Source organism: Herbiconiux aconitum (assembly GCF_024979235.1).
GTDB classification, from domain to species: domain Bacteria; phylum Actinomycetota; class Actinomycetes; order Actinomycetales; family Microbacteriaceae; genus Herbiconiux; species Herbiconiux aconitum.
In genome coordinates this window covers 1619354-1641994 of sequence record NZ_JANLCM010000001.1, presented here as the reverse complement: position 1 = coordinate 1641994, position 22641 = coordinate 1619354, and the positions used below count along the sequence as shown (strand labels likewise).

Below are 22641 nucleotides of genomic sequence, written 5' to 3'. Positions count from 1 at the left end.
ATCAGCCCCAGCGGCCCCAGCCACGCCCGAACATGTCGTCGAACGAGCCACCGGATGCGCCATCCAGGCCGTCGTCGCCACGTCGCGACCCCAGGTACGAACCCACCACCGCCGCCCCCAGGTCATCGAGCTCGGGCGCCACGACCGTACCGCCCACCCGCTTCGCCATCGATGCGATGAAACGGGCGAGACCCGGGTCTTCGCCCAGGCGGAAGAAGGTGGTCTTGGCGCCCAGGCGCATCGAGTTGTCGAGCTCGCGCACGGCATAGGCGACGGTCAGCGGATGCGGCGGGTAGGTGAAGTACACCTCGCCGTTCGCCTCGAGGTGCGAGGTCGGCTCGCCATCCGTCACGATCAACAGCACGGGCTGGGCGTTCGGATGCTTGCGGAAGTGCCGATTCGCCAGCAGCAGGGCGTGGTGCAGGTTGGTGCCCTTGTCCCACTTCGCCTCGAGACCGGTGAGCTGCTCGATGTCCATCACCTCGGCGTGGCGGCCGAAGCCGATCAGCTGCAGGTCGTCGCCCCGGAACCGACTCGTGATCAGGGTGTGCAACGCCAGCGCCGTGCGCTTCATCGGCACCCAGCGCCCGTCCATCGCCATCGAGAACGAGGTGTCGACGAGCAGCGCCACGCAGGCCTGAGTGCGATCCTCGGTCTCCTGCACCTCGACGTCGCCGATCTCGATGCGCACGCCCTTGGCGGCACCGGCGGTTCGGTCGCCGACCGCCCTGGTGACGGCATTGGTGATCGTTCGCGTCACATCCCACGGTTCCGTGTCGCCGAAGGCCCATTCGCGGGTGGCCCCGGAGAGATCGCCGGCCGCCCCCGCCTGCCGCAGATCACGAGCGCCCCGGCGGCCCGACATCCGCTCCGCCACATCGCGCAGCAGGGCTTTGCCGAGTTGCCGCATCGCCTTGGGAGTCATCTTCAGCTGGCCGTCGGAGCCGCGCTTCATGGTGCCGGTCTCGCGCAGGGCCTTCTCGAGCTGCTGCAGCGTGCGCGCATCCACCGCCGCCTCCGACCCGAGCTGGCGCGACAGCTTTTCGAGATCGAGGTCGTCCATGCGGGAGCCGTCGTAGGACTGCGAGAGCTGCTCCGTCAACTGATCGAGGTCGGCGAGGTCTTGGAAGACACCGGTGCCGTCGCCGAGCCCCAGGCCTTCCGACCCCTCCATGCCCTCCGAGCCGCCCCAGTTCTCGCCCGGTCGGAGCGCCCGCAGATTGCCGTCGAGCTGCGAGAGCGATTGCATCAGCTCGGGTGAGCCGAAGGCCTGCTGGGCGAGCGCGTCGAGTTCGTCGCGCTGTTGCTGCGTCATCGAGTTGCGCATCCGTTGGGCCGCCGCAGCGCGCTGGGCGAGAGTGTCGAGCAGCTCGTCGATGTTCTGCGGGTTCTCGGGGAAGTACTCGCCGTGCTCGGCCATGAACTCGTCGAACTGCTCCTCGGTGTCGTCGCCCCGCTTGTGCGCCTCGAGCAGCTCGTTGAGGTCGCGCATCATCTCCGCGATGGCGGCCCGGTCGTCGTCGGTCGCGTTCTCGAGCGCGTTCTTCAGGCCGGCGAAGCGTTGATCGAGCATCTCGCGGCCGAGCAGGTCTTTGATCTTCTCGAAGTCGGCGCGCGCGTCACTGCTCTTCCAGTCGTAGCCGTTGAGCTCGCTCACCGCGGCAGCAGCGGATGACGGCAGGGTGTCGAGTTGCATCTGCGCCAGGGCGCGGTCGCCCTCGTCCATGAGGGCATCGCGCGCGAGCTGCTTGCGCTCGGCGAGCACGGCCTTCTCGAGCAGCTCTTTCACCTCGCGCAGCGTGCCGTCGAGGTTGTGCTTCTGCGTGAGTTCGCGCCGGCGTTCGGCCACCCGGCCCGCCAGGTCGTCGAGACCCGACTGGTGGCGGCCTCCCCGCCGCAGGAATTCGCGCAGCGCCTGCTCGGGCGAGTAGCCGGCCATCACGTCTTCGCCGATGGCGTCGAGCGCCTCTTTCAGGTCGACCGGCGGGGCGAGCGGATCGGGCCCGTCGACGTACTTGCCATAACGGGAACCGCGGGTGAGCCGCCGGTTCGCCCTAGCCACGACGAGCTCCGGCGCCCGCCCGCTCGACGCCCCGCGCCCCACCTGCACCGGCACCAGCACCAGCACCGGCACCGGCACCAGCGGCAGTCGCCGACCGCCCGAACGACGGAGAAATCGGCCGGATGTCGGAAACGACGGACTCCGAGTCCGAACTCACCCGCCGCATCCGTCGTTCCGACTCCCCGCCGGGGCGAACCGCGTGCTCAGCCATAGACCGTCTCGCCTCCGGCGCTGTCTTTGCTGATCTTGCGGGAGAGGTAGAGGCCCTCCAGCGCCAGTTCGATGGCGCCGGCCCGCTGCCCGTCGTTGGTGGCGCCCAGACGCTCGCAGATCTCGTCGTAGAGCTCGGATTCGCCGAGCGAGGGCAGGCCGGCGAGGAAGTCGCGCGCGGCCACCTGCTCGCCGGTGGTCACCATGATGCCGCTCTCGAGGGCATCCACCAGCAACGAGAAGTCGATGCCGCGGAAGTGCGCGCGCACCGTCTCGGCGGTGGCGGTGCGCAGCAGGTGGTCGAGGATCTCGTCTTCGCGCCCCTCCTCGCCCGACTCGAACTCGATCTTGCCGCCGAGCACGTCGACCGCGGTCTCGAGATCGACCGGGCGCGCCACGGCCTCGGGCTCGCCCTGCCGGGTGGCACGGTGGATGGCCGCAGCCGCGATGGTCTCGGCGCCGGCGATCGCGAAGCGCGCACTCACGCCGCTCCGCTGGTCGACCGCGTTCGAGTCGCGGAGGGCACGGGTGAAGCGGGCGAGGATCTCCACCAGGTAGTCGGGCACCTCGGCCACGAGCTCCGCCTCCTGGCGGATGACGGCCACCTCGTCGTCGAGCTCCGTCGGGTAATGGGTGCGGATCTCAGCACCGAAGCGGTCTTTCAGCGGCGTGATGATGCGGCCGCGGTTCGTGTAGTCCTCGGGGTTGGCGCTGGCCACCACGAGCACGTCGAGCGGCAGCCGCAGCACGTAGCCGCGAATCTGGATGTCGCGCTCCTCCATGACGTTCAGCATCGCCACCTGGATTCGCTCGGCCAGGTCGGGCAACTCGTTGATGGCCACGATGCCGCGGTGGCTTCGCGGGATGAGGCCGAAGTGGATGGTCTCCGGGTCGCCGAGACTGCGGCCTTCGGCCACCTTCATCGGGTCGACGTCGCCGATCAGGTCGGCCACGCTCGTGTCGGGCGTGGCGAGCTTCTCGAAATAGCGCTCCTCGCGTCGTCGCCACGCGATCGGCAGCTCGTCGCCGAGTTCGGCGGCGCGGCGCTTGCTCTCGGAGGTGATGGGGTCGAACGGATGCTCGCCCAGCTCCGATCCGGCGATCACCGGCGACCACTCGTCTAGCAGCCCGCTCAGCGTGCGTAGCAGGCGGGTCTTGCCCTGCCCGCGCTCGCCGAGCAGCACCACGTCGTGCCCCGCGATCAGGGCGCGCTCGAGCTGGGGAATGACGGTGGACTCGAAGCCGTGCAGCCCCGGCCACGGGTCTCGGCCCTCGCGGAGGGCGTTCAGCAGGTTGTCGCGGATCTCGGCGCGCAAGGTCTTCTCGACGTGCCCGGAGGCACGGAGTTCGCCGACCGTTGCAATGGTTGGACGCATCACCCGAGCAACGATACGCCGCGAATCCGACCCCGCTGTCGCCGTTCGCACACGTTCAGCCGGAACTCAGCTGAGGTGCGCCAGACGCGTCCAGACGGCACTCCACGGGCGGAGCGGATCGCGGCACACAGCGATCGGCTCGCCCTGCTCCTCGTTGTCGACGTCGACCCCGTTGTCGAACCGGTCGACCACCTCGCAGTTCGCGAACTCCGAGCGCACCCACCCGTACTGGCCGCCGACCACCACGACGGTGCGGGTCTCCGGCGGCGGGGGTGCACCATCGGCGAGGGCGTTGTGCCCGCTGTAGACAGGCGGCAAGGCCTCCGAGCCGAAGCGGTCGAGTGCCCCGGCCTCGCCGTAGTTGCTCGCCAGCACGATGGTGCCGGCATCCGTCGCCCGCGCCTCGGCGGCCACGCGCTCGACCTGCTCGACGTAGCGGGGCCAGCCGACCTGATCCGCCACCGCCTGGTTCATCGCCGGAATCGGGGTGGTGCCGAGCATCCCCAGCGGCACGACCGGCAGGGAGATCAGGATGCTCACCACGGCGTTCAGCGCGACCGCCGCGATCGCGACTGCTCGCCTCCCGCGGGTGCGAGCCCAGTCGGCGATGGGCACGCATCCGATCGCGAACACGACGGAGAGAAGGCCGAGCGGGTAGTAGAACTGCGATCCTGACGCGAAGACGAGCACGAGGAGCACCAAGAAGGCCACGGCGAGGAAACGCAGGGTGCGCCAGCCCGGGCGGCGGAACAGGGCGATCAGGCCGACCACCCAGAACACGACGAGCGATGGTCCGATCAGGAGGGCGAGGAAGGGCCACATCAGTGTGCGCACCTCGCCGCCGTTCTCGGCCGAGAGCGCAGCGCCCATGGTGAGTTGCGGCAGGCCGTTCAGGAGCTGGTAGAGGATGGCGGGAGCGCCGGCCACCACGGCCACGGCGAGCGCCAGGTAGGGCCAGGGCGTGCGGAACACCCGTCGTGGACCGGCGACCGCCAGGCCGATGGCCACCGCTGCCAGAAGAAGCACGATGAGCAGCTTGTTGTTCAGCGAGAGCCCCACCACGAGCCCCGCGAGCAGCCACCACCGGCCTTCGCCGCGCAGCACCGCGCGCAGGATGAAGAGGGTCACCAGCGGCCACACCAGGAGGTCGAGGGAGGTGGTGAGGAAGACGTGGCCGAAGAGCAACGGAAACACGCCGAAGCCGTAACCCCAGGCGGCGAGGCCCTGCGCGAGGGCGCCGCCGCCGACCTCCCGGGCAACGAGGGCCACCACGAACACGGTGGCGACGGCGGCGATGACGGCAGGGATGCGCAGTGCCCACGGTTCGTCGGCGATCACCTCCGAGAAGGTGCGGGCGAGCCACGGTGTGAGGGGCGGCTGATCGACGTAGCCCGAGGCCCGCGGGAGCACCCGGAAGTAGAGCTCGTCGCGGTGGTAACCGTAGAGGTTCGCGGTGGCGGCGAGCGCCACCAGGAGCGCGGCGCCAGCCGGGGCCACCGCGGCCCAGGAGAACCGGGCCGGCCGTGGTTCGCCGAGCGCCCCCGCCGTCATGCGCTCATGCTAGCGGCGCGGTGGGAGGAACGACCATAGTGGGGATTGCACTCGCAATCGTGATTTTTCTGGGGGGACACCATGGCCGTTCGCGCCGATCTCAACATCTCGCTCGACGGGTTCGCCACCACGACCGACCAGACACCCGAGAACCCGATGGGGCTGGACTGGGGGCGACTGGTGGAGGCCTACGTCTCCACGCGCACCTTCCACGAGCGCGTGCTGCACGACACGACGGGCGCGGGCACCACAGGGGTCGACGACGACTACGCAGAGGCCTACTTCGCCGAGGTGGGTGCCGAGATCATGGGAGCCGGGATGTTCGGCCTCCACACCTTCCCCGACGACCCCGACTGGCGCGGCTGGTGGGGCGACGAACCGCCGTTCCGGATTCCGGTGTTCGTGCTCACCCACACCGCGCGCCCCAGCCTCGAGATGGAGAACGGTACCGCGTTCCATTTCATCTCCGCGAGCCCCGAGGAGGCGCTCGAGCGGGCGCACGCGGTGGCGGGCGGAAAGGACATCCGCGTGGGCGGAGGCGCCAGCACGGTGCGCGAGTTCCTCAAGGCCGGGCTCATCGACCAGCTGCACGTCGGCATCACGCCGATCCTGCTGGGTCGGGGCATCCGGTTGTGGGATGAGCTGCGCGGCCTCGACACCGGCTACACCGTCACCACGGAGACCGCGCCGAGCGGCATCATCCACGTCACGTTCCGCCGTTGACCCGACGGCGATCTGTCGCCCTCAGGCGGTGCGATCGAGGGCTGTGAGCAGACGGCCGACCGCGCCGCCGAGGTTCCAGTCCTCGGCGAGCCGCTCGAGTTCGGCGCGATCGTCGCCCGTCACCGGATGCAGCTTCGCACCGGCCTCCTCGAGGCCCGGCAGCTTCAGATCGCGCACCACCTTCACGACCGTCGGCGCCACCGCCAGGTAGTCGGCTGCCGCTTCGAGCTTCAGCCGAACGGATGCGGAGACTCCGCCGTGCGCATCCGTCGCCGCCGCGAGCAGCCCGTCGAGCGTGCCGTACTCGCCGAGCAGACCCGCCGCGGTCTTCTCGCCGATGCCGGCCACCCCGGGCAGGCCGTCACTGGAGTCCCCGCGCAGGGTCGCGTAGTCGGCGTACTGCTCGGGAAGCACGCGGTACTTGCCCACGACGACCGAGTCGGTCAGCACCTCGAGGTTCTTCATGCCGCGAGCGGTATATATCACCCGGACACCTCGGGCGTCGTCGACGAGTTGAAAGAGGTCGCGATCGCCCGTGACGACATCGACCGGCAGATCAGCGTGGCTCGCGTACGTGCCGATCACGTCGTCGGCCTCGTGCTCGGGAGCGCCGACGACCGCGATGCCGGCGAGGGCGAGCGTCTCGCGGATCATCGGGATCTGCGCCTCGAGCGGATCGGGCACCACCTCGACGTCGGGCGCATCGGCGACCACCTCCGCCACCCGGTGCGCCTTGTAGCTCGGGATGAGGTCGACCCGCCACTGCGGCCGCCAGTCGTCATCCCAGCAGGCCACGAGATGTGTCGCGTCGTAGTCGGTGGTGAGCCGGGCGATCATGTCGAGCAGACCCCGCACGGCGTTGACGGGCGTGCCGTCGGCCCGCCGAATGGTGTCGGGCACACCGTAGAACGCCCGGAAGTACAAAGACGCGGTGTCGAGAAGCATCAGTCGATCGGCCATAGCCGATCCTGACACGGATGCGCCGCCCGGCGCAGGTCTGCGCGGCATCCGTCTGAGCATCCCCTCCCGGTCTGCCCATCGGCGCTCTCGTTCAGCAGAATAGGGGCATGACCGGAGTCGCCCCCACGTCCACCCTCGACGGATGGGTGCGCTCCCCCTTCACCGGCGGGGGCAGCACCTACGACTGCTACGAGAAAGGGTCGGGCCCGGGCGTCGTGCTGATTCCCGAACTGCCCGGCATCACGCCGCAGGTGCTGGGCCTCGCCGAGCACCTCGTCGACGAGGGGTTCACCGTGGTGGTGCCTTCGCCGTTCGGGGTGCCGGAGAAGGAGGGGAGCCCCGGATACACGCTGCGCACGATCGCCCGCATCTGCGTGAGTGCGGAGTTCCGGGCGTTCGCGCTCGACGCGAAGCGACCCATCGCGGCGTTCGTGAGGGCGGTCGCCGCCGATCTGAACTCCCGCACGCCCGGCGCGGGTGTTGGCGTGATCGGGATGTGCTTCACCGGCGGGTTCGCGCTCGCGGCGGCGGTCGACGACGCGGTGCTCGCATCCATCGTCAGTCAGCCGGCGGCGCCGTTCCCGCTCGGAAAGGCGCGGCAGGCCGATCCCGGGCTGTCAGCCGGCGAGCTCGACCAGGTCGCCGCGCGAGCGGACTCCGTCGGGTTCTGCGCCCTTGGGCTGCGGTTCTCCGACGACAGCAACTCCCCGCGCCCGCGCTTCGAAGCCCTCTCGCGGCGCCTCGGTGACGCGTTCGAGGTGATCGAGCTCGACTCCTCCCCCGGCAACCCGGGTGGCTTCTCGCAGCGTGCTCATTCGGTGCTCACCAGCGAGGTGCGCGACACCCCGGGGCACCCGGCCCTACTCGCTCGCGCCCGCGTGGTCGCGTTCCTCCGCACCCACCTCACCCCGGCCTGAGTCGACGCCACATCAGAGGCTCTGCCCGATGTCCCAGAGACGGTCGGTGCGACCGTTCAGGGCCTCGGCCACCGCGATCGCCTGGCCGTCGGAGAGCGACGCCACGTAGTCGACGACCCCGCGCCCGCGGCCCAGACGGTGCAACGCCGACGCATCCGTGTCGTCGAGCAGGTAGGGGCGCTCGGCCGCGAGGCGCTCGTACCCCGTGGTGGCCAGGTCGACCATCTCGATCAGCCGGCGTGGCACGCGTTTGCGGTCGTAGTCATCCTCGAGCCAGTCGGAGAAGGCGCTGACGAGACTCACGAGCACCTGGCTGAGCCCCCGCTGGTACATGGCGATGTCGGGTCGGTTGAGGATGAAGTGCTTGTGCACGAACTTGAGCACCTTCACCTCGTGCCAGGCCCGACGGTCGAGGGTGATGGCGGCGGTGCGCGGAGTGTCGGGGGGAGCAGCCACGATCGAGCGTTCGAAGTGCGCGATCCAGCGGCTCGTGAAAGTCGACAGCCGCCGCTCGGCCGCGATCGACCCGTCGAACACCGTCGAGAGCAGGCCCTCGACGAGGTCCTCCGACACCACGGCCACCGCATCGGCGAACGCGTCGTCGTCGGCGACCCACGGATCGTCGCGGTGGATCTTGCGCCGCAGCGCCTCGATCCCCTCTCCCGCGTGGTTGCGCACGCCCTCGACCTCGAGCTCGGGCGCGTCGAGCCGGCGCAGCTGGGCGGAGTTCTCGAGCCAACCCCTGAACTCGCGCGACACCGCCACCTGGCTCAGGATGCCCGCACGGTAGAAGTCGTCGACGTCGTGGATGGAATACGCGATGTCGTCGGCGATGTCCATCACGGCACACTCGAGCGACTGCTCCCAGGGTGCAAGGGCCGGCGCCGAGGCCCGGGCGTCGAGGAGGTCGTCCTGCTCGAGGAAGTAGGCGGAGTACTTGCGGGCCACGACGGCGTCGCCGACCCGCTTGAGGCCGCGCGGGAGATCGGCGGGGTCGTGGTCGCGATCGGGGTCGAACGACATTCCCTCCAGCTGCGGCGTCCACGGATATTTCGACACCGCCGTGCGCACCGCAGCGGTGAGATTGAGCCCCGCGGATGCGCCGTCGCAGACATCGAGCACCGTGAGGATGCGGTAGGTCTGCGCGTTGCCCTCGAATCCGTCGCGGAGACCCAGCGTGTCGCGGGCGATGCGGTTCAGCACGTTCTCGCCCAGGTGCCCGAACGGCGGGTGGCCGAGGTCGTGCGCACTCGCGGCCGCCTGCACGACGACCGCGTCGCATCCGCCCGGCGACAGCTCGGGCGAGAGGGCGGGCGTCGTGCCGACCAGGGTGTCGTCGACCGTGACGGCGATGGCGCGGGCCACCGCGGTCACCTTGAGCGAGTGCGTGAGGCGGTTGTGGATGAGCGGGCTCGCACCGGCCTGCGAGATCACCTGCGTCACAGCGGACAGGCGCGAGAAGTAGGGCGAGAACCGCACCCGTTCGAGGTCGATGCGGTACTCGGGGTGATGCTCCGCCCGCTGGATGTCGTCGAGCGACTCGGGCTGGCGGCGTTTCACACGGGCGTCGTCGGTCACACACACTCCTCGTTCGTTCGCCCCATTCTGCGCCACAGCGCGCTCCGTGCCGAGTACCAGGATGCGTGCCGTCACGACGGATGCCCGCGATCGCGTTAGCGTGGGCGAAAGGTCGGTTGACGCGAAGGAGCACCGGTGCCACCTCGATTGAGTTCTCAGCAGATGTTCGCCGGCGGTCTGGCCCTGGTGGGTCTCGGCGTCCTGGCGATGACCTTCAGTTCTCAGATCGTCTTCGCGGTCATCGGCAACGACGCGATGGCGCTCTCCGTCGCATCGGGAATCAGCGGCGCTCTCGGGCAGGCGATCCTCACGCTCGGCGTGGTGCTGGTGGGAGTCTCCCCGCTGGCCAGGATGCTCGAACGACCGTTGAAGAGGCCCGACGAGCGCACGGTGCTCATCCGCGAGAGCCTCGACCGCCGCGCTCGGGCGAGGCGGCGACCCGGCTCGTGACCTGCGACGGGTAGCCTGGCCTGGTGGACATCAGCCAGCTCCGGCACTTTCTCGCGGTCGCCGACGAGGGCGACTACTCGCGCGCCGCGAACGCGGAGCACGTCTCGCGCGCCACGATCCAGGCATCCGTCGCCCAGCTCGAAGCTGAACGCGGCGAGACGCTCGTCGAGGCCGACGACACGGGCGTGGCGCTGACCGAGGCGGGCCTGGCGTTCCGGGCCGAGGCGCGCGGACGCGTCGCGAGCGCTCCCCCGCCACCGACGAAGGCCGGCGGCAAGGCCAAGGCCTCGAAGGGCAAGGGCCGCGCCCCCACCGTGAAGGGCGAGCCCCTCCCCTACAAGAAGCGCCAGGGCCGCTGACCCTCCCCCCAGTGTCCTCGCGAAGTCGCCCTAAGTAGGCCCAACGAGGAATCCAGAGCCGACCTAGAGCGACTTCGCGACGCCCGCGGCCTCGAGGGCGCGCGCGACTCGGGCGGCGGTTCCCGAAGGGTCGCCGTAGAGGCCCGCTTTGCGCACCTGGACGACCGTGCGGTCGCTCTCGCGCACCGACTCGAGTCGGCGCAGATCCTTCTCGTACTGCTTCGGGTCGGTGCGGTGCTGCTCTCCGTCGTACTCGACGACCACGCGGTGCTGCCGGTAGAGCAGGTCGACGCACGCGATCCAGCGGCCGGATGCGTCGAACACATCCTGGTTGAGCTCGGGCTCCGGTAGGCCGGAGCGCACGAGGAGAAGCCGCAGGTGCGACTCGGGGCGCGACGCCGATCCCTCGCGCACATCCGCGATCGCCCGTCGTAGCGCTCGACCTCCCCGCCCGGCGAATGCCTCCGCCCGCCGGGTCAACTCGGCCAGGGAGACGAAAGGACGATCGTCTCCATCGGGGCGACGCGGGCGAAACACGAGGTGATCCGCGGCGGACACCAGGTCGTCGTGCTCGAGCACCGTGCCCAGCTGGCACCATGCGGATGCGGCATCGACGACCCGGAGGCCGTACCGTTCCCGGATGCGCACGCCTGCGTCGCCGAGCCGGTGTCCGCGTACGCCTGCAGACCGCGGGATAGCCCCGGCCATCCGCACCGCGACGTCGAGGGTGTACGACTCGCTGAGGCCTCGCGGCAGCGGAACCCGCCACAGCAGTGCCGCCGTCACGTGGCTGAACACGTGAGACGCCGGGGCCCGGCCCGCGTACGCAGCGCAGAGCCCGAGCAGAGTCACCTGTGCGCGGGCGTCCACCCGCGCCCCGCGGAACGGGCGTGCGAGGTCGGTTCCGAGCATCCGGTCGCGGCTCAGCCCTGCGGCGAGCCCTTCTCGCACGGTGAACGCCCGCGCCGACAGCTCGGCGGGCAGGGGCTCGGGTCGCGGCATCCGCCCATCCTGCCGATTCCGCCCTTCCCCTGCAGAACTTATCCACACCCCCACGCATAGAGCTCGCGAAGTCGCTCTAAGTCGGCTCTGTGGTGCCATCAGAGGCGACTTAGAGCGACTTCGCGGGCGATGGGAGTGGGTGCGCGGAGTGTGACGGAATGTGGCGGGGCGTTGGACAGGGGAAGGAGGGGCGCAGAGCATGGCTGTATGAGCAAGCAGATCCGCTTCAACGCCTTCGACATGAACTGTGTGGCCCACCAGTCCTCGGGGATGTGGCGGCACCCCGACGACCAGTCGTGGCGCTACAAGGAGATCTCCTACTGGACAGAGCTCGCCAAGCTGCTCGAGAGCGGCTCGTTCGACGGCATCTTCATCGCGGATGTGCTCGGCACCTACGACGTCTACGGCGGCTCGAACGAGGCCGCCATCCGGCACGGCGCCCAGGTGCCGGTGAACGACCCGGTTCTGCTCATCTCGGCCATGGCGGCAGTGACCCGGAACCTGGGATTCGGGGTGACCGCGGGAACCGCGTACGAGCATCCGTACCCCTTCGCCCGCCGGATGTCGACCCTCGACCACCTCACCGGCGGGCGTGTCGGCTGGAACGTGGTGACCGGATACCTGCCGAGCGCCGCCCGCAACATGGGCCACGACGACCAGCTCGAGCACGACCAGCGCTACGACGTGGCCGACGAATACCTCGAGGTGCTCTACAAGCTGTGGGAGGGTTCGTGGGAAGACGACGCGGTCATCCGCGACCGGGAATCCGGAGTCTTCACCGACCCGTCGAAGGTGCACGAGATCGGGCACCACGGCACGCACTTCACCGTTCCGGGCATCCACATCGCCGAGCCCTCGCCCCAGCGCACGCCCGTGATCTACCAGGCCGGCGCGAGCCCCCGCGGCATCGCGTTCGCGGCCGGTAACGCCGAAGCGATCTTCGTCGCCGCCCCCACCAAGGCGGTGCTGAAGGGCACGGTCGCAAAGATCCGCGACGCGCTGGAGGCGGCCGGCCGGCCCCGTGACTCGGCCAAGATCTACACCCTGCTCACGATCATCACCGACGAGACCAGTGAGAAGGCGCACGCCAAGCACGCCGACTACCTGCGCTACGCCAGCGAGGAGGGCGCACTCGTGTTCATGTCGGGTTGGATGGGCATCGATCTCTCGCAGTACGACCTCGACGAGCCGATCGGCAACGTGAAGTCGAACGCCATCCAGTCGGCGGTGTCGAACTTCCAGTCGGCCAACGAGGACGGCAAGGAATGGACCGTGCGCGACATCGCCAAGCTCGGCGCCATCGGTGGCCTCGGCCCCCTGATCGTCGGCTCGGCCGAGGAGATCGCCGACCAGCTGCAGGAGTGGGTGGAGGAGACGGATGTCGACGGCTTCAACCTCGCGTACGCCATCACCCCCGGCACCTTCGAAGACATCGTGACCTTCGTGATCCCGGAGCTCCGCAAGCGCGGCGCCTACCCCGAGGGCTACGCGCCCGGCACCCTGCGCAACAAGCTGCACGGCCGCGGCGACCGCCTGCCGGCCGAGCACAACGGGGCGCGGTTCACGGTGGGTCAGGCGGTGCGCTCCTAGGACCCATTGCCGCGCGCCGGGCGCGGGGAGCACAATGACGTATGGGCTCGCATGCGAGTGACCCCGCGGCCGCGACCGGCCCCGACCCTGTACCCGTCTCGGTGCGAGCGCAACTCCTCGCCACCGAGCACTGGGGGTTGCTCGCGGCCCGCAGCACGGCTCAGAACGAGGTGCTCACCCGCATCGCGATCTTCTTCACCCTCGTCTCGGCCGGGCTGGTGAGCCTGGCCCTGATCGGCCAGGTGACCGACTTCGCCGATTCGTTCTCGGGGTTCTCGCTCGGCATCATCGGCTTCGTCTGCTTCGTGGGCTTCCTCACGCAGATCAGGGTGTTCGCCGTCGGCATGGAAGACCTCATGTACGTCATCGCCATGAACCGCCTGCGCGGCGCTTACGCCGAGATGGACCCGGGCATCGAGAAGTACTTCATGGCGTCGCGGCACGACGACCGGATCGGGTCGACGCAGACCTACTACTTCTTCCTCCCGCGCCGCACCGAGGTCGCCCAGCTGCTGGCGAGCAGCATGATCTTCGTCGCGGTCGTCAACACCGCCCTGGTGGGGCTCTTCGCCGGCGCCTTGGCGATGTCGCTCGGCGCCGAATACTCCGTCATGATCGCGGTGGGTGTCGCGGCCGGACTCGTCTGGCTCATCGTGACGGTGTATCTCGGCGGCAGGCACTACGACCAGGTCTGGGAACATCACGTGCCGCTGTACCCGAGCTGATCGTCAGGCCACGCGACGCGCGGGTAGCCCTTCGAGACGGCGGGAACGGATGCGCGTGTAGGCCACCGCGAGCGCCCCCAGCCCCACGAGCACCCCGGTGAGCGCCACGATGTAGACGAATACGCTCAGCCAGCCGTCGGTCGCGGGGTCGAGGAACGGATACGGATAGATCGCGCCGCCGCTCGCCGCCGCCCGGAGGAACGTGTACACGGCCCAGGCGACCGGGTAGATCGGCACGATCCAGAGCGACCGCCAGGGCAGCGACGGCCGGCCCGGTGCGAGCAACCAGTCGAGCAGGAGCAGCAGCGGTACCCAGACGTGCACCACCTCGTTCGGCCAGTCGAGCCCCGGGTAGCCCGTGGGCGGGATGTTCCGCAGCAGCAGGTTGTAGACGGCAGCGGTGATGATCGCGTAGGTGAGCGTCGCCATCCGCACCGTCGTGAAGAGCTGCGGATCGCGTGCGAATCGCAGGGCGAGCACGCCGCCCACCAGCAGCACGACGATGTTGAAGAGGCTGGTTTCGATGGTGAAGTAACTGAAGTACTCCCAGGGGTCGAACGCGTTGTTCGCAACACGGTCGCCGATCTGGATGCCGATGGTGACGGCGAGACCGACGCCGACGATCAACCGCACGACTCCTGCGATGCGTCTGCCCACGTCGGGGGTTTTCGGCGACGGCTCGGATGGAGTGCGATCGGCGGCCATCGCCTCACCCTACGCGGGCTGGGGCTGCGTGAACATCACCTCGAGGGCCGACTCCAGATGGTCGGTGGTGCCGGTCGAACGCATCACCACGACCCCGCCCTGGATGGCGGCGACCATGGCCCCGGCGAGCCGTTCTGCCTCGATGCCGGAGTCAGCGCATCCGGATGCCTGCATCGAACGGATGCCCGTGCCCAGCGCCCCCTGCCACTCGTGCGGGCGGCCTGACGCGCTGGCCACCTCCTCGCGACTCGCCAGAATCCGCCCTGTTCTCGCCGCGAGAGGGCGGATAGTGGCGAGTCGCGATGAGGGAGGGGGTGTCCCCGCACCCGCTAGCGAGGGGCGGGGACGGTCGGGCCGTGGGGGGCGGCGCCGGCGGCGTGGCGACCGAGGCGGAACGCCGGGCCGGCCGCGAGACGGAAGTGCCGGAGCGCCCGGCCCCAGAACGTGAGCGGGCGCAGGCCGCAGGCGCGGAGCGCCGGGCCGTGGTCGAAGGCGACGACCGTGGCCGCACCCAGCGCCACGGTCCAGGCCGCGGCCGCCGCGAGCATCCGCCCCGCCGGCGACACCCGCTCGAAGCCGGCGCGCAGCTGGTCGATCTGAAAACGGATGTGCTCGACCTCGTCGGTCAGCACCCGCTCGGCCACCCCTCGGATCACCGGGTCGGGCGACCCGTGCAAGGCACCGAAGTACTCGAGCGCCACCGTCTCGGCGATGAGGAACAGGGTGATCTCGGTGCGCAGCCCCATCAATCGGCGGAGTACCACGAACGCGCCGTCGGACCAGTGCTCCGCGAGCGGCTCCACCCCGAAGCGCTTCAACGCACTTCCGAACAGCGCCGAGTGCTTCTGCTCCTCCTGCACGAAGAGCACGAGCGCTGCGTCGTAGACGACGTCGCCACGAACCCCGGCTTTCGACATCAGGCCTGTGCCCTCGCCGCGCTCACCCAACTCGAACCGCTGCAGCGACTGCGCGATGGCCACGCGGTCAGCGCTCGAGAGAGGTGACGCCGACCCCCACGGGATGTGCGCATCCAAACGGTCGTGTCGGGCCAGGTTGGCCTCGAAATAGTCCGCCCACACCGCGAAGGCGCTGGTGCCTGCGCTCGCCTCCGTGGTCGCGTTCGTGCTCGTCTTCGACAACTCCTGCTGACGCATCCTGACTCCCTCATTCGGCTCACGGCAGTTGTCCCTGCCGCGTTCGAGGTGTTAACGTATCGAATAACGATATGAAACGCACGTTTTTCGATAAGGGAGTTGTCATGACACGACCGGTACTCGTCGCGCTCCGTGTGCTGCTCGTCGCACTGTTCGCCACGTCGATCGTGGCGCAGCTGTTCGCCCACGCCGTGGCCGAGTCGGCTCTCGCGCCGGTGCCCGCCGTCGTGGTGACGGCGTTCGCGATCGCGGCGATCGTCTGCGTCGAGATCGTGATCGCGTGCGTCTGGATGCTGCTCGGCATGGTGCGCGACCAGCGCATCTTCGAGGAGCACGGGCACTCCGACCGCTGGGTGAACGCCGCGATCGGTGCGCTGGCCACGGCCGCCGCGATCGGGACCGCGACGCTGGTCTACCTCCTGCTCGCGCGTGCGACGGAGACACCGGCGGGCGTGACGATCGCGATCCTCGCGGCGGTGACCGCCGGAGCCGGGGCGGCCCTGGCCCTGCTCGTCGTGGTCATGCGGCAGCTTCTGCACACGGCCATCCAATTGCACAGCGAGCTCGCCGAGGTGGTCTGATGGGCATCGTCATCAACCTCGACGTGGAGCTCGCGAAGAAGAAGATGTCGGTCACCGACCTCGCCGCGGCCATCGGGATCACCGTGGCGAACGTGTCGGTGTTGAAGAACGGGCGCGCGAAGGCGGTGCGATTCTCGACGCTCGACGCCATCTGCGAGGTGCTCGGCTGTCAGCCGGGCGACATCCTGAGCTACGTGCCCGACGACGTCTAGGGGTTCTCGCCGTTGGCTGCGGCCTCGATCCAATCGACCCCCGCGTCGGAGAAGAAGAAGCCCGAGGCATCCGTGTCGCCGAACCACCAGGCATCGGAGTCGATCACGCCGGCCACCCGGGTGATCTCTCCCACGATCTCGGCCGGCACCGCGTCGCCGTTGTTGTCGGCCAGCCACTCCCGCGTCGCGGGCGTGAGTTTGGGCCACCACTCTTCGATTCCCATGCTGGCAGTATCCCTCTCCGAGAACGGCGGGGCCAATAGTCGCGCGCCTTCAGGGCGGCCGTAGCCTGGACGCATGAGCACGATCGCGCCTCCGACCGTCACCTACGACCACGCACTGCACGTCGCCCCGGCCTGGTGGCGCGGGGTGCTCGCCATTCTGTGCCTCGTGGCGGCGTACTTCGTGACGTCGTTCCTGTTCAGCGCCGTGGCCGTGCTGATCGATCTGGCCACGGGCCAGTACACGATGGACGAACTGGCACGCGGGTCGCTCACCCTCACCCCGGCGCTGATGCTCGCCAACAACCTCGCACTGGCGTCGCTCTGGCCGATTGCCATGCTGCTGCAGTGGGCGTTCTTCGGCGTGCGGCCACGCTGGCTCTCGTCGGTGGTGGGGCGGTTCCGCTGGCGGTGGCTGGGGCGGCTGGCGACCGTGATCGTGCCCGTCTGGATCGTGTACGTCGGCGTCTCGTTGCTCCTCGGGCCGATCGACCCGATCGATCTCTCCGGTTCGGTGATCGCGATGGTGCTGATCGTGCTCTTCACCACGCCGCTGCAATCGGCGGGCGAGGAGTTCGGCGCGCGGGGACTCATCCAGCGCTCCGTCGGCTCGTGGTTCGGCAGCCCGATCGCCGCTTTCGTCGTGGGCACCATCGTGTCGGGTGCGCTGTTCGCGACGGCGCACGCGGCCGCCGATCCGTGGCTCATCGCCTACTACTTCGTGTTCGGCGCCTCCGCCTCCTTCGCCGCCCGCGGAACCGGCGGGCTCGAAGCCCCGGTTCTCGTGCACGCCACCAACAACGTGCTGCTGCTCGTGCCCACCGCGCTGATGGGCCAGACCGATCAGGTGTTCGAGCGCGGCGACGGCACCGGCGGACCGATCATGCTGCTGCCGATGGCGCTCTGCGTGGCCGCCGCGGTGTTCAGCACCTGGTGGGGCCGGAGAGCGGGCGTGACGACCACGGCTCCCTACCCGCCGTCGCGTGCGACGCGGGAGGTCGCTCTCGTGTCACAAGACGGATGACCACTCGGTCGTAGTGGAGGAACGGGTCACCACGCACTCCGCGTGGCCCCGGAAGCTCCTCCAGCGAACGAAAGGCAATCTCATGAAGATCGTGGTCATCGGCGGCACCGGACTCATCGGCGGCAGACTCGTCGAACTCCTCCGGCAGGCCGGACACGAGACCGTGCCCGCCTCCCCCTCCACCGGTGTCGACACCATCACCGGCGACGGACTGGCCGACGTGCTCCGCGGCGCCGACGTGGTCGTCGACATCCCCAACTCCCCCTCGTTCGACGACGCCCCGGTTCTCGAATTCTTCGAGACCTCCACCCGCACCATCGTCGAGGCGGCCGCCGCAGCGGGCGTGCGTCACCACGTGGTGCTCTCGATCGTCGGAGCCGACCGGATGCCCAACATCGGCTACATGCGGGCGAAGGTCGCGCAGGAACAGATCGCGTCGGCCGGTCCGATCCCCTCCAGCATCGTGCGGGCGACGCAGTTCTTCGAGTTCATCTCGGCCCTCGCGGAGGGCGGCGCCGACGGTGACGTCGTGCGGCTCTCCTCGGTGCTGATGCAGCCGATCGCCGCCGCCGACGTGTCGGCCGCCCTCGCCGTCGTCGCCACCGGCGAGCCGTTGAACGGCGTGATCGAGCTGGCCGGGCCGGAGCCGCTCCGCCTCGCCGAGCTCGGCACCCGGGTGCTGGCTGCCCAGGGCGACCCTCGCACGGTCGTGGTGGCCGACGAGCTGGGCTACTTCGGCGGCAGCGTCACCGACGAGTCACTCACCCCGGGCAACGACCCCCGCGTGACCGTGCAGCAGTACGGGCCGACGCGGTTCGCCGACTGGCTGACCTCCTCGTTCCCGGCATAACCCGCCGCGCCCTGCGCCATTCGTGCCCGAGCGCGCCTTCCTGGCCTGCGCTCGGGGGACGAGTGCATTCACCCGCGCCCTCGGTCGCGGAAGGCGCGTACCCTGGAGGGGTGAGCATCCGTTCTTCCGCCGCTACGCCCTCGGGGCGATCGGAGGTCGTCGGCGCGTCGTCCGCCGGCATCAGATAGTCGTCTGCACCTCGATTTCTTTTTTCTCCGCCCGCGTCTCGCACCGCTCTTCGCCGTGCGGGCGCCGGCCGAATCGATTGGCGACATCCATGCTCCCCCTCCGCGAAAGCACCATCCGCGCAGCGTTCGTGAACGCGACGCGCAAAGAACTGAACGACCTGACCCTGCCCGCCGGTTTCGACGAGATCGACTGGGCGAAGCTCGACTACCTCGGCTGGCGCGACCGCAAGAACCCGCGGCGCGCCTTCGTCGTGGTGCCGGTTGACGGCGAACCCGTGGGCATCATGCTGCGGCAGGCCGAGGCCACCCCGCGCACCCGGGCGCAATGCTCCTGGTGCCGCGACGTGCACCTGCCGAACGACGTCGTGTTCTTCAGCGCGCGCCGCTCCGGCGCAGGCGGACGCAACGGCAACACGGTGGGCACGCTCGTGTGTTCCGAGTTCGAGTGCTCGGCGAACGTGCGCAAGACACCGCCGGTGGCCTACGTCGGCTTCGACGTCGAAGCGGCCCGCGACGAGCGCATCGCGAACCTCCGGATGCGCGCGGCCGGGTTCGCAGCGGAGGTTCTGCACGAAGGCTGAGCGCGGGCGGGGCCGCCAGGAGGCACCATGGATGCATGACCACGTCACACGTCACCGTCCAGCTGATCGGCGGCCCGACGGCCCTCATCGAGATCGGGGGCCTTCGCCTTCTCACCGACCCGACCTTCAGCCCGCCTGGGCCGCAGCCGTCGGGCGCGTCGATACTGACGAAGGTGACCGGTCCGGCGGTCTCAGCCGACGACGTCGGGGCGATCGACGCCGTGCTGCTCTCGCACGACCAGCACCCCGACAATCTCGATGAGGCAGGTCGCGCCTACCTCCCCCGGGTGCCGATCGTCGTCACGACGCAGCTGGCAGCCGAGCGATTGGGCGGCAACGCGGTCGGCGTCGGGCCCTGGACGCACACCGAGCTGCTGCGCCCCGAAGGCGGCGTGCTGCGGGTGGTCGCGGTGCCCGCCATCCACGGGCCCGATGGCATGGAAGCGTCGTCGGGGCCCGTGATCGGCTTCGTGCTGCAGGGCGAGGGCGTGCCCACCACCTACGTCAGCGGCGACAACGCGTCGCTGCGCGTGGTGGAGGAGGTGGCGCACCACCTCGGCCCGGTGGAGATCGCCGTGCTCTTCGGCGGTGGCGCTCGTGTCGCACGGCTCAACGCTTACTTGACGCTCACCAGTCCTCAGGTGGCGCAGGCGGCGGCAATCCTCGGGGCCCGCGCGGTGGTGCCGGTGCACAGCGAGGGCTGGGCGCACTTCACCCAGTCGCAGGCCTCTCTCGCGGCAGCCTTCGAGGTGGCGAACCTCAGCGATCGCCTCGTGCTGCTGGCCCCCGGAGAGTCCCGCACCCTCTAGCGGGCACGACACCCGCCGCCGACCCTACGCCCGCCGGCCCGCCCACTCCTGGAGGCGCGGGAGCTCCCACGTCGTCACGATCCGCTCGGGGGGCACACCGGCCGCCACAGCGCGCGCTGCACCGAGGTCGAGGAAGGCCAGGTGCCCGGGGGCATGCGCATCCGAGTCGATGCTGAAGAGGCATCCGGAATCCAGGGCCAGCTGGATGAGGTCGTCGGGCGGGTCCTGCCGCTCCGGCCGCGAGTTGATCTCGACCGCGACGTCGTTCGCCGCGCAGGCCGCGAAGACCGCTGCGGCATCGAATTCCGATGGAGGCCGCGTGCCTCGCGACCCCTCGACCAGTCGCCCGGTGCAGTGCCCGAGAACGTCGGTGCGGGGGTCGTCGACGGCGGCGAGCATGCGTTTCGTCATCGTCGCCGAATCGGCGCGCAGCTTCGAGTGCACACTGGCCACCACCACGTCGAGCCGCTCGAGCAGGGCTGTCTCCTGGTCGAGGGTGCCGTCTTCCAGGATGTCGACCTCGATTCCCGTGAGCAGCGTGAAGTCGGGGCCGGTGACGTCGGAATCGTTCAGCCCGGCGACGACGTCGAGCTCTTCTTCGAGACGTTCGGGCGAGAGCCCGTTGGCGACCGTGAGACTCGGCGAATGGTCGGTGAGAGCGAGGTAACGGTGCCCGAGAAAGCGGGCGGCGGCGACCATGCTCGGGATGTCGGTGGTGCCGTCAGACCAGTCGCTGTGCGCGTGCAGATCGCCGAGCAACCGGCCACGGAGCTCGGCGACGTCGGCCGGCAGCGTCGACGCCGTGCGCTCCCGCAGGTCGGCGAGGTAGTCGGGAACGCGGCCCGCCAGTGCCTGGGTGATGATCTCGAAAGTGCGCGATCCGATGCCCTTCGTGGCCTTCAGCCGGCCATCGGATGCGCGTGCCGCCAGCTCGTCGGGCGTCCATTCCCCCACCACGGCCGCCGCCCGCCGGAAGGCTTTGACCTTGAAGCCGGGGGCGAGCTCGCGTTCGAGCAGGAACGCGGTCTCGTTCAGGGCGTCCAGCGGGTGCATGCTCCGACCCTACCCACCAGCTGGGCGCGCCACTCGGTCAGGGCTGAGAGGATTGGGGCATGTCCGACGCCCCACCCGATCCCGCCGAGCGCCCGACCGACCCCGCCCACCCCGCCGATGCGCCCGCTCCGGCCGCCTCGGTGCGGTCTCGCCGCCAGACGTTCACCCGCTGGGCGCCCCTGATCTCGGCCGTCATCGCGGTCGCGACCATCGCCGCCGACCAGCTCACGAAGCTGTGGGCCGAGACGGAGCTCACCACAGAGCGCACCCCGCTGCTCGGCGACCTGCTCGGACTGCAGCTCATCTACAACCCCGGCGCCGCGTTCTCGATCGGCGAGCAGTTCACCTGGATCTTCGCCGTGCTCGCCGCCCTGGCAGCCGTGGCGGTGGGCGTCATCGCCTACCGCACGCGGTCCCGCGCCTGGTCGGTGGCCTGGGGACTGCTGCTCGGCGGCGCCGTCACCCACCTCGCCGACCGCCTGTTCCGTGCGCCCGGCTTCGGCGTGGGCCACGTGGTCGACTTCATCGCCTACGGCAACTGGTTCATCGGCAACATCGCCGACGTGGCCATCTTCGCCGGAGCCGTGCTCATCCTGGTGCTGTCGTTCCTCGGCCTCAGGATGCGCCCCGCGGCTCCGGAAGCGGCGCCCGACCCCGCTCCTGCGCCTTCGTCGTCGTCTTCGCCCCAGGCCTGAGCTCCCCACCGACTCCACCGAGTGCATCGAGCAGTTGACGGACATCCGGCAGAGCAGCCTGCTCGGCGGCAGGCAGCGCCTCGTACGTGTACGTCGACACTGCCATCGGCGCGGTGGTGCCGCTCAGGGCGTACCGGACGGTCTGGTCGTTTCGGCCGCCGCAGACGAGGATGCCTACCGACGCGGCGTGCGACGGCCGCCGCAGCCGATCGTCGACCAAGGCAACGTAGAAGCCGAGCTGGCCCGCGAACTCAGGCTGGAATCTGCCTGTCTTCAACTCGACGACCACATATCTCAGCTGCTCGACGTGGAAGAACAGAAGGTCGAGAGAGAAGTCGTCGCCACCCACGTCGAAATGCACCTGCCTCCCCACAAAGGCGTATCCGGCGCCCAGCTCGCGAAGGGTGTCGACAATGCGGTCGGTGAGGGCCTGCTCGAGTTCGCGTTCAGCGACGACATGAGTGAGGTCGAGGAAGTCGAAGACGAAAGGGTCTTTGGAAAGTTGGCTGGCGAGGTCGGAGCCTGCAGGGCCCAGGCGCGCGTCGAAGTTCGACGGTGACGCTCCCACTCGTTCTCGCGTGCGATTCATGATCTGATTGAGGAGCACATTTCTCGACCAGCCGAACTCGGCGGCGCGCTCGGCGTACCAGTTTCGGTCGTCATGGGTCTCTAACTTGTCGAGGATGACCATCAGATGGCCCCACGGCAAAAGTCCAGCAGCGTGCTGGACTTTTTGCTGGAGGTTCGCTCCCAGCTCTGGCCAGGCCTGAGCAAAAGCTCGCATGTAGAAGAGATTCGACCGTGAGAACCCCTTCATCGACGGGAATTCAGCGCGAAGATCTTTAGCCAACTTCCCGACGACAGCATTACCCCACGATGTACGAGCGAGGATGGTTGCCCCGATCGACCAGTAGAGTTCGATCATCTCAGTGTTGACGCGGCGACGGATGGAGAATCGGGCAGAACGAACTCGCTCCTTCAGCTCCATCAGGGTCGATGCGTAGTCACCTGGTTCGAGAACGGTCGAATCTGCCACGGTACGATCATAGATCGATATCGAGCAAT

Annotated in this window: 25 protein-coding genes; 13 read left to right on the top strand and 12 right to left on the bottom strand. The window is 69.3% G+C overall.

Annotation, left to right across the window (positions count from 1 at the left end; genetic code table 11):
- Position 1: 1 nt before the first annotated feature.
- From N1027_RS07690 to N1027_RS07680, 3 genes are all read right to left on the bottom strand, one after another.
- A complete protein-coding gene (locus N1027_RS07690; protein WP_259507936.1) occupies positions 2-2062 on the bottom strand; it encodes a vWA domain-containing protein in 2061 nt (686 codons plus the stop codon).
- Positions 2063-2265: 203 nt separating this feature from the next.
- Positions 2266-3648, bottom strand: a complete 1383-nt coding sequence (locus tag N1027_RS07685; RefSeq protein ID WP_259507935.1) for a magnesium chelatase ATPase subunit I — start codon at positions 3646-3648, stop codon at positions 2266-2268.
- A gap of 66 nt (positions 3649-3714) precedes the next feature.
- Positions 3715-5199 carry a glycosyltransferase family 39 protein gene (locus N1027_RS07680; protein WP_259506689.1) on the bottom strand — a complete coding sequence of 495 codons (1485 nt, stop codon included), beginning with the start codon at positions 5197-5199 and terminating at the stop codon, positions 3715-3717.
- Between the two features lie 81 nt (positions 5200-5280).
- On the opposite strand from N1027_RS07680, the gene N1027_RS07675 reads away from it, so the two are divergent.
- Positions 5281-5922, top strand: a complete 642-nt coding sequence (locus N1027_RS07675) for a dihydrofolate reductase family protein (RefSeq protein ID WP_259506687.1) — start codon at positions 5281-5283, stop codon at positions 5920-5922.
- Positions 5923-5943: 21 nt separating this feature from the next.
- Here N1027_RS07675 and N1027_RS07670 read toward each other — a convergent pair whose 3' ends face one another.
- Positions 5944-6882, bottom strand: coding sequence for a 5'-3' exonuclease (locus tag N1027_RS07670; RefSeq protein ID WP_259506686.1), 939 nt, complete (start codon positions 6880-6882; stop codon positions 5944-5946).
- Positions 6883-6989: 107 nt separating this feature from the next.
- Between N1027_RS07670 and N1027_RS07665 the strand changes: the two genes are divergently transcribed.
- Positions 6990-7799, top strand: a complete 810-nt coding sequence (locus tag N1027_RS07665) for a dienelactone hydrolase family protein (protein WP_259506684.1) — start codon at positions 6990-6992, stop codon at positions 7797-7799.
- 12 nt (positions 7800-7811) lie between these two features.
- Here N1027_RS07665 and dgt read toward each other — a convergent pair whose 3' ends face one another.
- The gene (gene dgt / locus N1027_RS07660; protein ID WP_259506682.1) at positions 7812-9377 is read right to left on the bottom strand and encodes a dGTP triphosphohydrolase; all 1566 of its coding nucleotides are present in this window, start codon (positions 9375-9377) and stop codon (positions 7812-7814) included.
- Positions 9378-9512: 135 nt separating this feature from the next.
- Here dgt and N1027_RS07655 point away from each other — a divergent pair, with 135 nt between their 5' ends.
- Together N1027_RS07655 and N1027_RS07650 are read left to right on the top strand one after the other, a co-directional pair.
- Positions 9513-9827, top strand: coding sequence for a hypothetical protein (locus N1027_RS07655; RefSeq protein WP_259506681.1), 315 nt, complete (start codon positions 9513-9515; stop codon positions 9825-9827).
- 23 nt (positions 9828-9850) lie between these two features.
- Positions 9851-10186 carry a LysR family transcriptional regulator gene (locus N1027_RS07650; protein WP_259506680.1) on the top strand — a complete coding sequence of 112 codons (336 nt, stop codon included), beginning with the start codon at positions 9851-9853 and terminating at the stop codon, positions 10184-10186.
- 63 nt (positions 10187-10249) lie between these two features.
- Here the strand turns inward: N1027_RS07650 and N1027_RS07645 are convergent, their stop codons facing one another.
- Positions 10250-11188, bottom strand: coding sequence for a putative endonuclease domain-containing protein (locus N1027_RS07645; protein WP_259506679.1), 939 nt, complete (start codon positions 11186-11188; stop codon positions 10250-10252).
- Positions 11189-11395: 207 nt separating this feature from the next.
- On the opposite strand from N1027_RS07645, the gene N1027_RS07640 reads away from it, so the two are divergent.
- Positions 11396-12778: an LLM class flavin-dependent oxidoreductase gene (locus N1027_RS07640; protein ID WP_259506677.1), complete on the top strand. Its 1383-nt coding sequence runs from the start codon at positions 11396-11398 to the stop codon at positions 12776-12778.
- Positions 12779-12819: 41 nt separating this feature from the next.
- On the top strand, positions 12820-13503 hold the full coding sequence (locus N1027_RS07635) for a hypothetical protein (protein ID WP_259506675.1): 684 nt from the start codon (positions 12820-12822) through the stop codon (positions 13501-13503).
- Between the two features lie 3 nt (positions 13504-13506).
- On the opposite strand, the gene N1027_RS07630 is transcribed toward N1027_RS07635, so the two are convergent.
- The 3 genes from N1027_RS07630 to N1027_RS07620 form a co-directional block, all read right to left on the bottom strand.
- Positions 13507-14208: a Pr6Pr family membrane protein gene (locus tag N1027_RS07630; RefSeq protein ID WP_259506673.1), complete on the bottom strand. Its 702-nt coding sequence runs from the start codon at positions 14206-14208 to the stop codon at positions 13507-13509.
- A gap of 9 nt (positions 14209-14217) precedes the next feature.
- Positions 14218-14445: a hypothetical protein gene (locus N1027_RS07625; protein ID WP_259506671.1), complete on the bottom strand. Its 228-nt coding sequence runs from the start codon at positions 14443-14445 to the stop codon at positions 14218-14220.
- 92 nt (positions 14446-14537) lie between these two features.
- Positions 14538-15362, bottom strand: a complete 825-nt coding sequence (locus N1027_RS07620; RefSeq protein WP_259506669.1) for a ferritin-like domain-containing protein — start codon at positions 15360-15362, stop codon at positions 14538-14540.
- Positions 15363-15466: 104 nt separating this feature from the next.
- Here N1027_RS07620 and N1027_RS07615 point away from each other — a divergent pair, with 104 nt between their 5' ends.
- Together N1027_RS07615 and N1027_RS07610 are read left to right on the top strand one after the other, a co-directional pair.
- Complete coding sequence (locus tag N1027_RS07615) at positions 15467-15943, top strand: DUF2975 domain-containing protein (RefSeq protein ID WP_259506667.1); 477 nt, start codon at positions 15467-15469, stop codon at positions 15941-15943.
- Positions 15943-16155 carry a helix-turn-helix domain-containing protein gene (locus tag N1027_RS07610; protein ID WP_259506665.1) on the top strand — a complete coding sequence of 71 codons (213 nt, stop codon included), beginning with the start codon at positions 15943-15945 and terminating at the stop codon, positions 16153-16155. Before N1027_RS07615 ends, N1027_RS07610 begins: the two co-directional genes overlap by 1 nt.
- On the opposite strand, the gene N1027_RS07605 is transcribed toward N1027_RS07610, so the two are convergent.
- Positions 16152-16379: a hypothetical protein gene (locus tag N1027_RS07605; protein WP_259506663.1), complete on the bottom strand. Its 228-nt coding sequence runs from the start codon at positions 16377-16379 to the stop codon at positions 16152-16154. The genes N1027_RS07610 and N1027_RS07605 overlap by 4 nt on opposite strands.
- Before the next feature lie 73 nt (positions 16380-16452).
- Between N1027_RS07605 and N1027_RS07600 the strand changes: the two genes are divergently transcribed.
- The 4 genes from N1027_RS07600 to N1027_RS07585 all read left to right on the top strand — a co-directional run bounded on the left by N1027_RS07600 (position 16453) and on the right by N1027_RS07585 (position 19828).
- Positions 16453-17400, top strand: a complete 948-nt coding sequence (locus N1027_RS07600) for a CPBP family intramembrane glutamic endopeptidase (RefSeq protein WP_259506661.1) — start codon at positions 16453-16455, stop codon at positions 17398-17400.
- Positions 17401-17482: 82 nt separating this feature from the next.
- On the top strand, positions 17483-18250 hold the full coding sequence (locus tag N1027_RS07595) for an SDR family oxidoreductase (protein ID WP_259506659.1): 768 nt from the start codon (positions 17483-17485) through the stop codon (positions 18248-18250).
- 277 nt (positions 18251-18527) lie between these two features.
- Positions 18528-19019, top strand: a complete 492-nt coding sequence (locus N1027_RS07590; RefSeq protein ID WP_259506657.1) for an FBP domain-containing protein — start codon at positions 18528-18530, stop codon at positions 19017-19019.
- A 35-nt stretch (positions 19020-19054) separates the two neighbouring features.
- Positions 19055-19828 (top strand): MBL fold metallo-hydrolase, encoded by a 774-nt coding sequence (locus N1027_RS07585; protein WP_259506656.1) that lies wholly within the window; start codon positions 19055-19057, stop codon positions 19826-19828.
- Between the two features lie 24 nt (positions 19829-19852).
- Here the strand turns inward: N1027_RS07585 and N1027_RS07580 are convergent, their stop codons facing one another.
- Entirely contained in the window at positions 19853-20881 is a 1029-nt protein-coding gene (locus tag N1027_RS07580) for a PHP domain-containing protein (RefSeq protein WP_259506654.1), read from the bottom strand.
- 59 nt (positions 20882-20940) lie between these two features.
- Between N1027_RS07580 and lspA the strand changes: the two genes are divergently transcribed.
- The gene (gene lspA, locus N1027_RS07575; protein WP_259506652.1) at positions 20941-21576 is read left to right on the top strand and encodes a signal peptidase II; all 636 of its coding nucleotides are present in this window, start codon (positions 20941-20943) and stop codon (positions 21574-21576) included.
- On the opposite strand, the gene N1027_RS07570 is transcribed toward lspA, so the two are convergent.
- Positions 21497-22612: a PDDEXK nuclease domain-containing protein gene (locus N1027_RS07570; protein ID WP_372499692.1), complete on the bottom strand. Its 1116-nt coding sequence runs from the start codon at positions 22610-22612 to the stop codon at positions 21497-21499. The two genes, lspA and N1027_RS07570, sit on opposite strands and share 80 nt — an antisense overlap.
- Positions 22613-22641 lie beyond the last annotated feature (29 nt).

Excerpts from the sequence above, each read along its gene's own strand:
- N1027_RS07590 (WP_259506657.1), top strand. The coding sequence starts at position 18,528 with ATGCTCCCCCTCCGCGAAAGCACCATCCGCGCAGCGTTCGTGAACGCG.
- N1027_RS07605 (WP_259506663.1), bottom strand. The coding sequence starts at position 16,379 with ATGGGAATCGAAGAGTGGTGGCCCAAACTCACGCCCGCGACGCGGGAG.
- N1027_RS07585 (WP_259506656.1), top strand. The coding sequence starts at position 19,055 with ATGACCACGTCACACGTCACCGTCCAGCTGATCGGCGGCCCGACGGCC.
- N1027_RS07640 (WP_259506677.1), top strand. The coding sequence starts at position 11,396 with ATGAGCAAGCAGATCCGCTTCAACGCCTTCGACATGAACTGTGTGGCC.
- N1027_RS07595 (WP_259506659.1), top strand. The coding sequence starts at position 17,483 with ATGAAGATCGTGGTCATCGGCGGCACCGGACTCATCGGCGGCAGACTC.
- N1027_RS07635 (WP_259506675.1), top strand. The coding sequence starts at position 12,820 with ATGGGCTCGCATGCGAGTGACCCCGCGGCCGCGACCGGCCCCGACCCT.
- N1027_RS07600 (WP_259506661.1), top strand. The coding sequence starts at position 16,453 with ATGAGCACGATCGCGCCTCCGACCGTCACCTACGACCACGCACTGCAC.
- N1027_RS07630 (WP_259506673.1), bottom strand. The coding sequence starts at position 14,208 with ATGGCCGCCGATCGCACTCCATCCGAGCCGTCGCCGAAAACCCCCGAC.
- N1027_RS07675 (WP_259506687.1), top strand. The coding sequence starts at position 5,281 with ATGGCCGTTCGCGCCGATCTCAACATCTCGCTCGACGGGTTCGCCACC.
- N1027_RS07645 (WP_259506679.1), bottom strand. The coding sequence starts at position 11,188 with ATGCCGCGACCCGAGCCCCTGCCCGCCGAGCTGTCGGCGCGGGCGTTC.
- N1027_RS07665 (WP_259506684.1), top strand. The coding sequence starts at position 6,990 with ATGACCGGAGTCGCCCCCACGTCCACCCTCGACGGATGGGTGCGCTCC.
- lspA (WP_259506652.1), top strand. The coding sequence starts at position 20,941 with ATGTCCGACGCCCCACCCGATCCCGCCGAGCGCCCGACCGACCCCGCC.
- N1027_RS07580 (WP_259506654.1), bottom strand. The coding sequence starts at position 20,881 with ATGCACCCGCTGGACGCCCTGAACGAGACCGCGTTCCTGCTCGAACGC.
- N1027_RS07615 (WP_259506667.1), top strand. The coding sequence starts at position 15,467 with ATGACACGACCGGTACTCGTCGCGCTCCGTGTGCTGCTCGTCGCACTG.
- N1027_RS07680 (WP_259506689.1), bottom strand. The coding sequence starts at position 5,199 with ATGACGGCGGGGGCGCTCGGCGAACCACGGCCGGCCCGGTTCTCCTGG.
- N1027_RS07670 (WP_259506686.1), bottom strand. The coding sequence starts at position 6,882 with ATGGCCGATCGACTGATGCTTCTCGACACCGCGTCTTTGTACTTCCGG.
- N1027_RS07685 (WP_259507935.1), bottom strand. The coding sequence starts at position 3,648 with ATGCGTCCAACCATTGCAACGGTCGGCGAACTCCGTGCCTCCGGGCAC.
- N1027_RS07610 (WP_259506665.1), top strand. The coding sequence starts at position 15,943 with ATGGGCATCGTCATCAACCTCGACGTGGAGCTCGCGAAGAAGAAGATG.
- N1027_RS07620 (WP_259506669.1), bottom strand. The coding sequence starts at position 15,362 with ATGCGTCAGCAGGAGTTGTCGAAGACGAGCACGAACGCGACCACGGAG.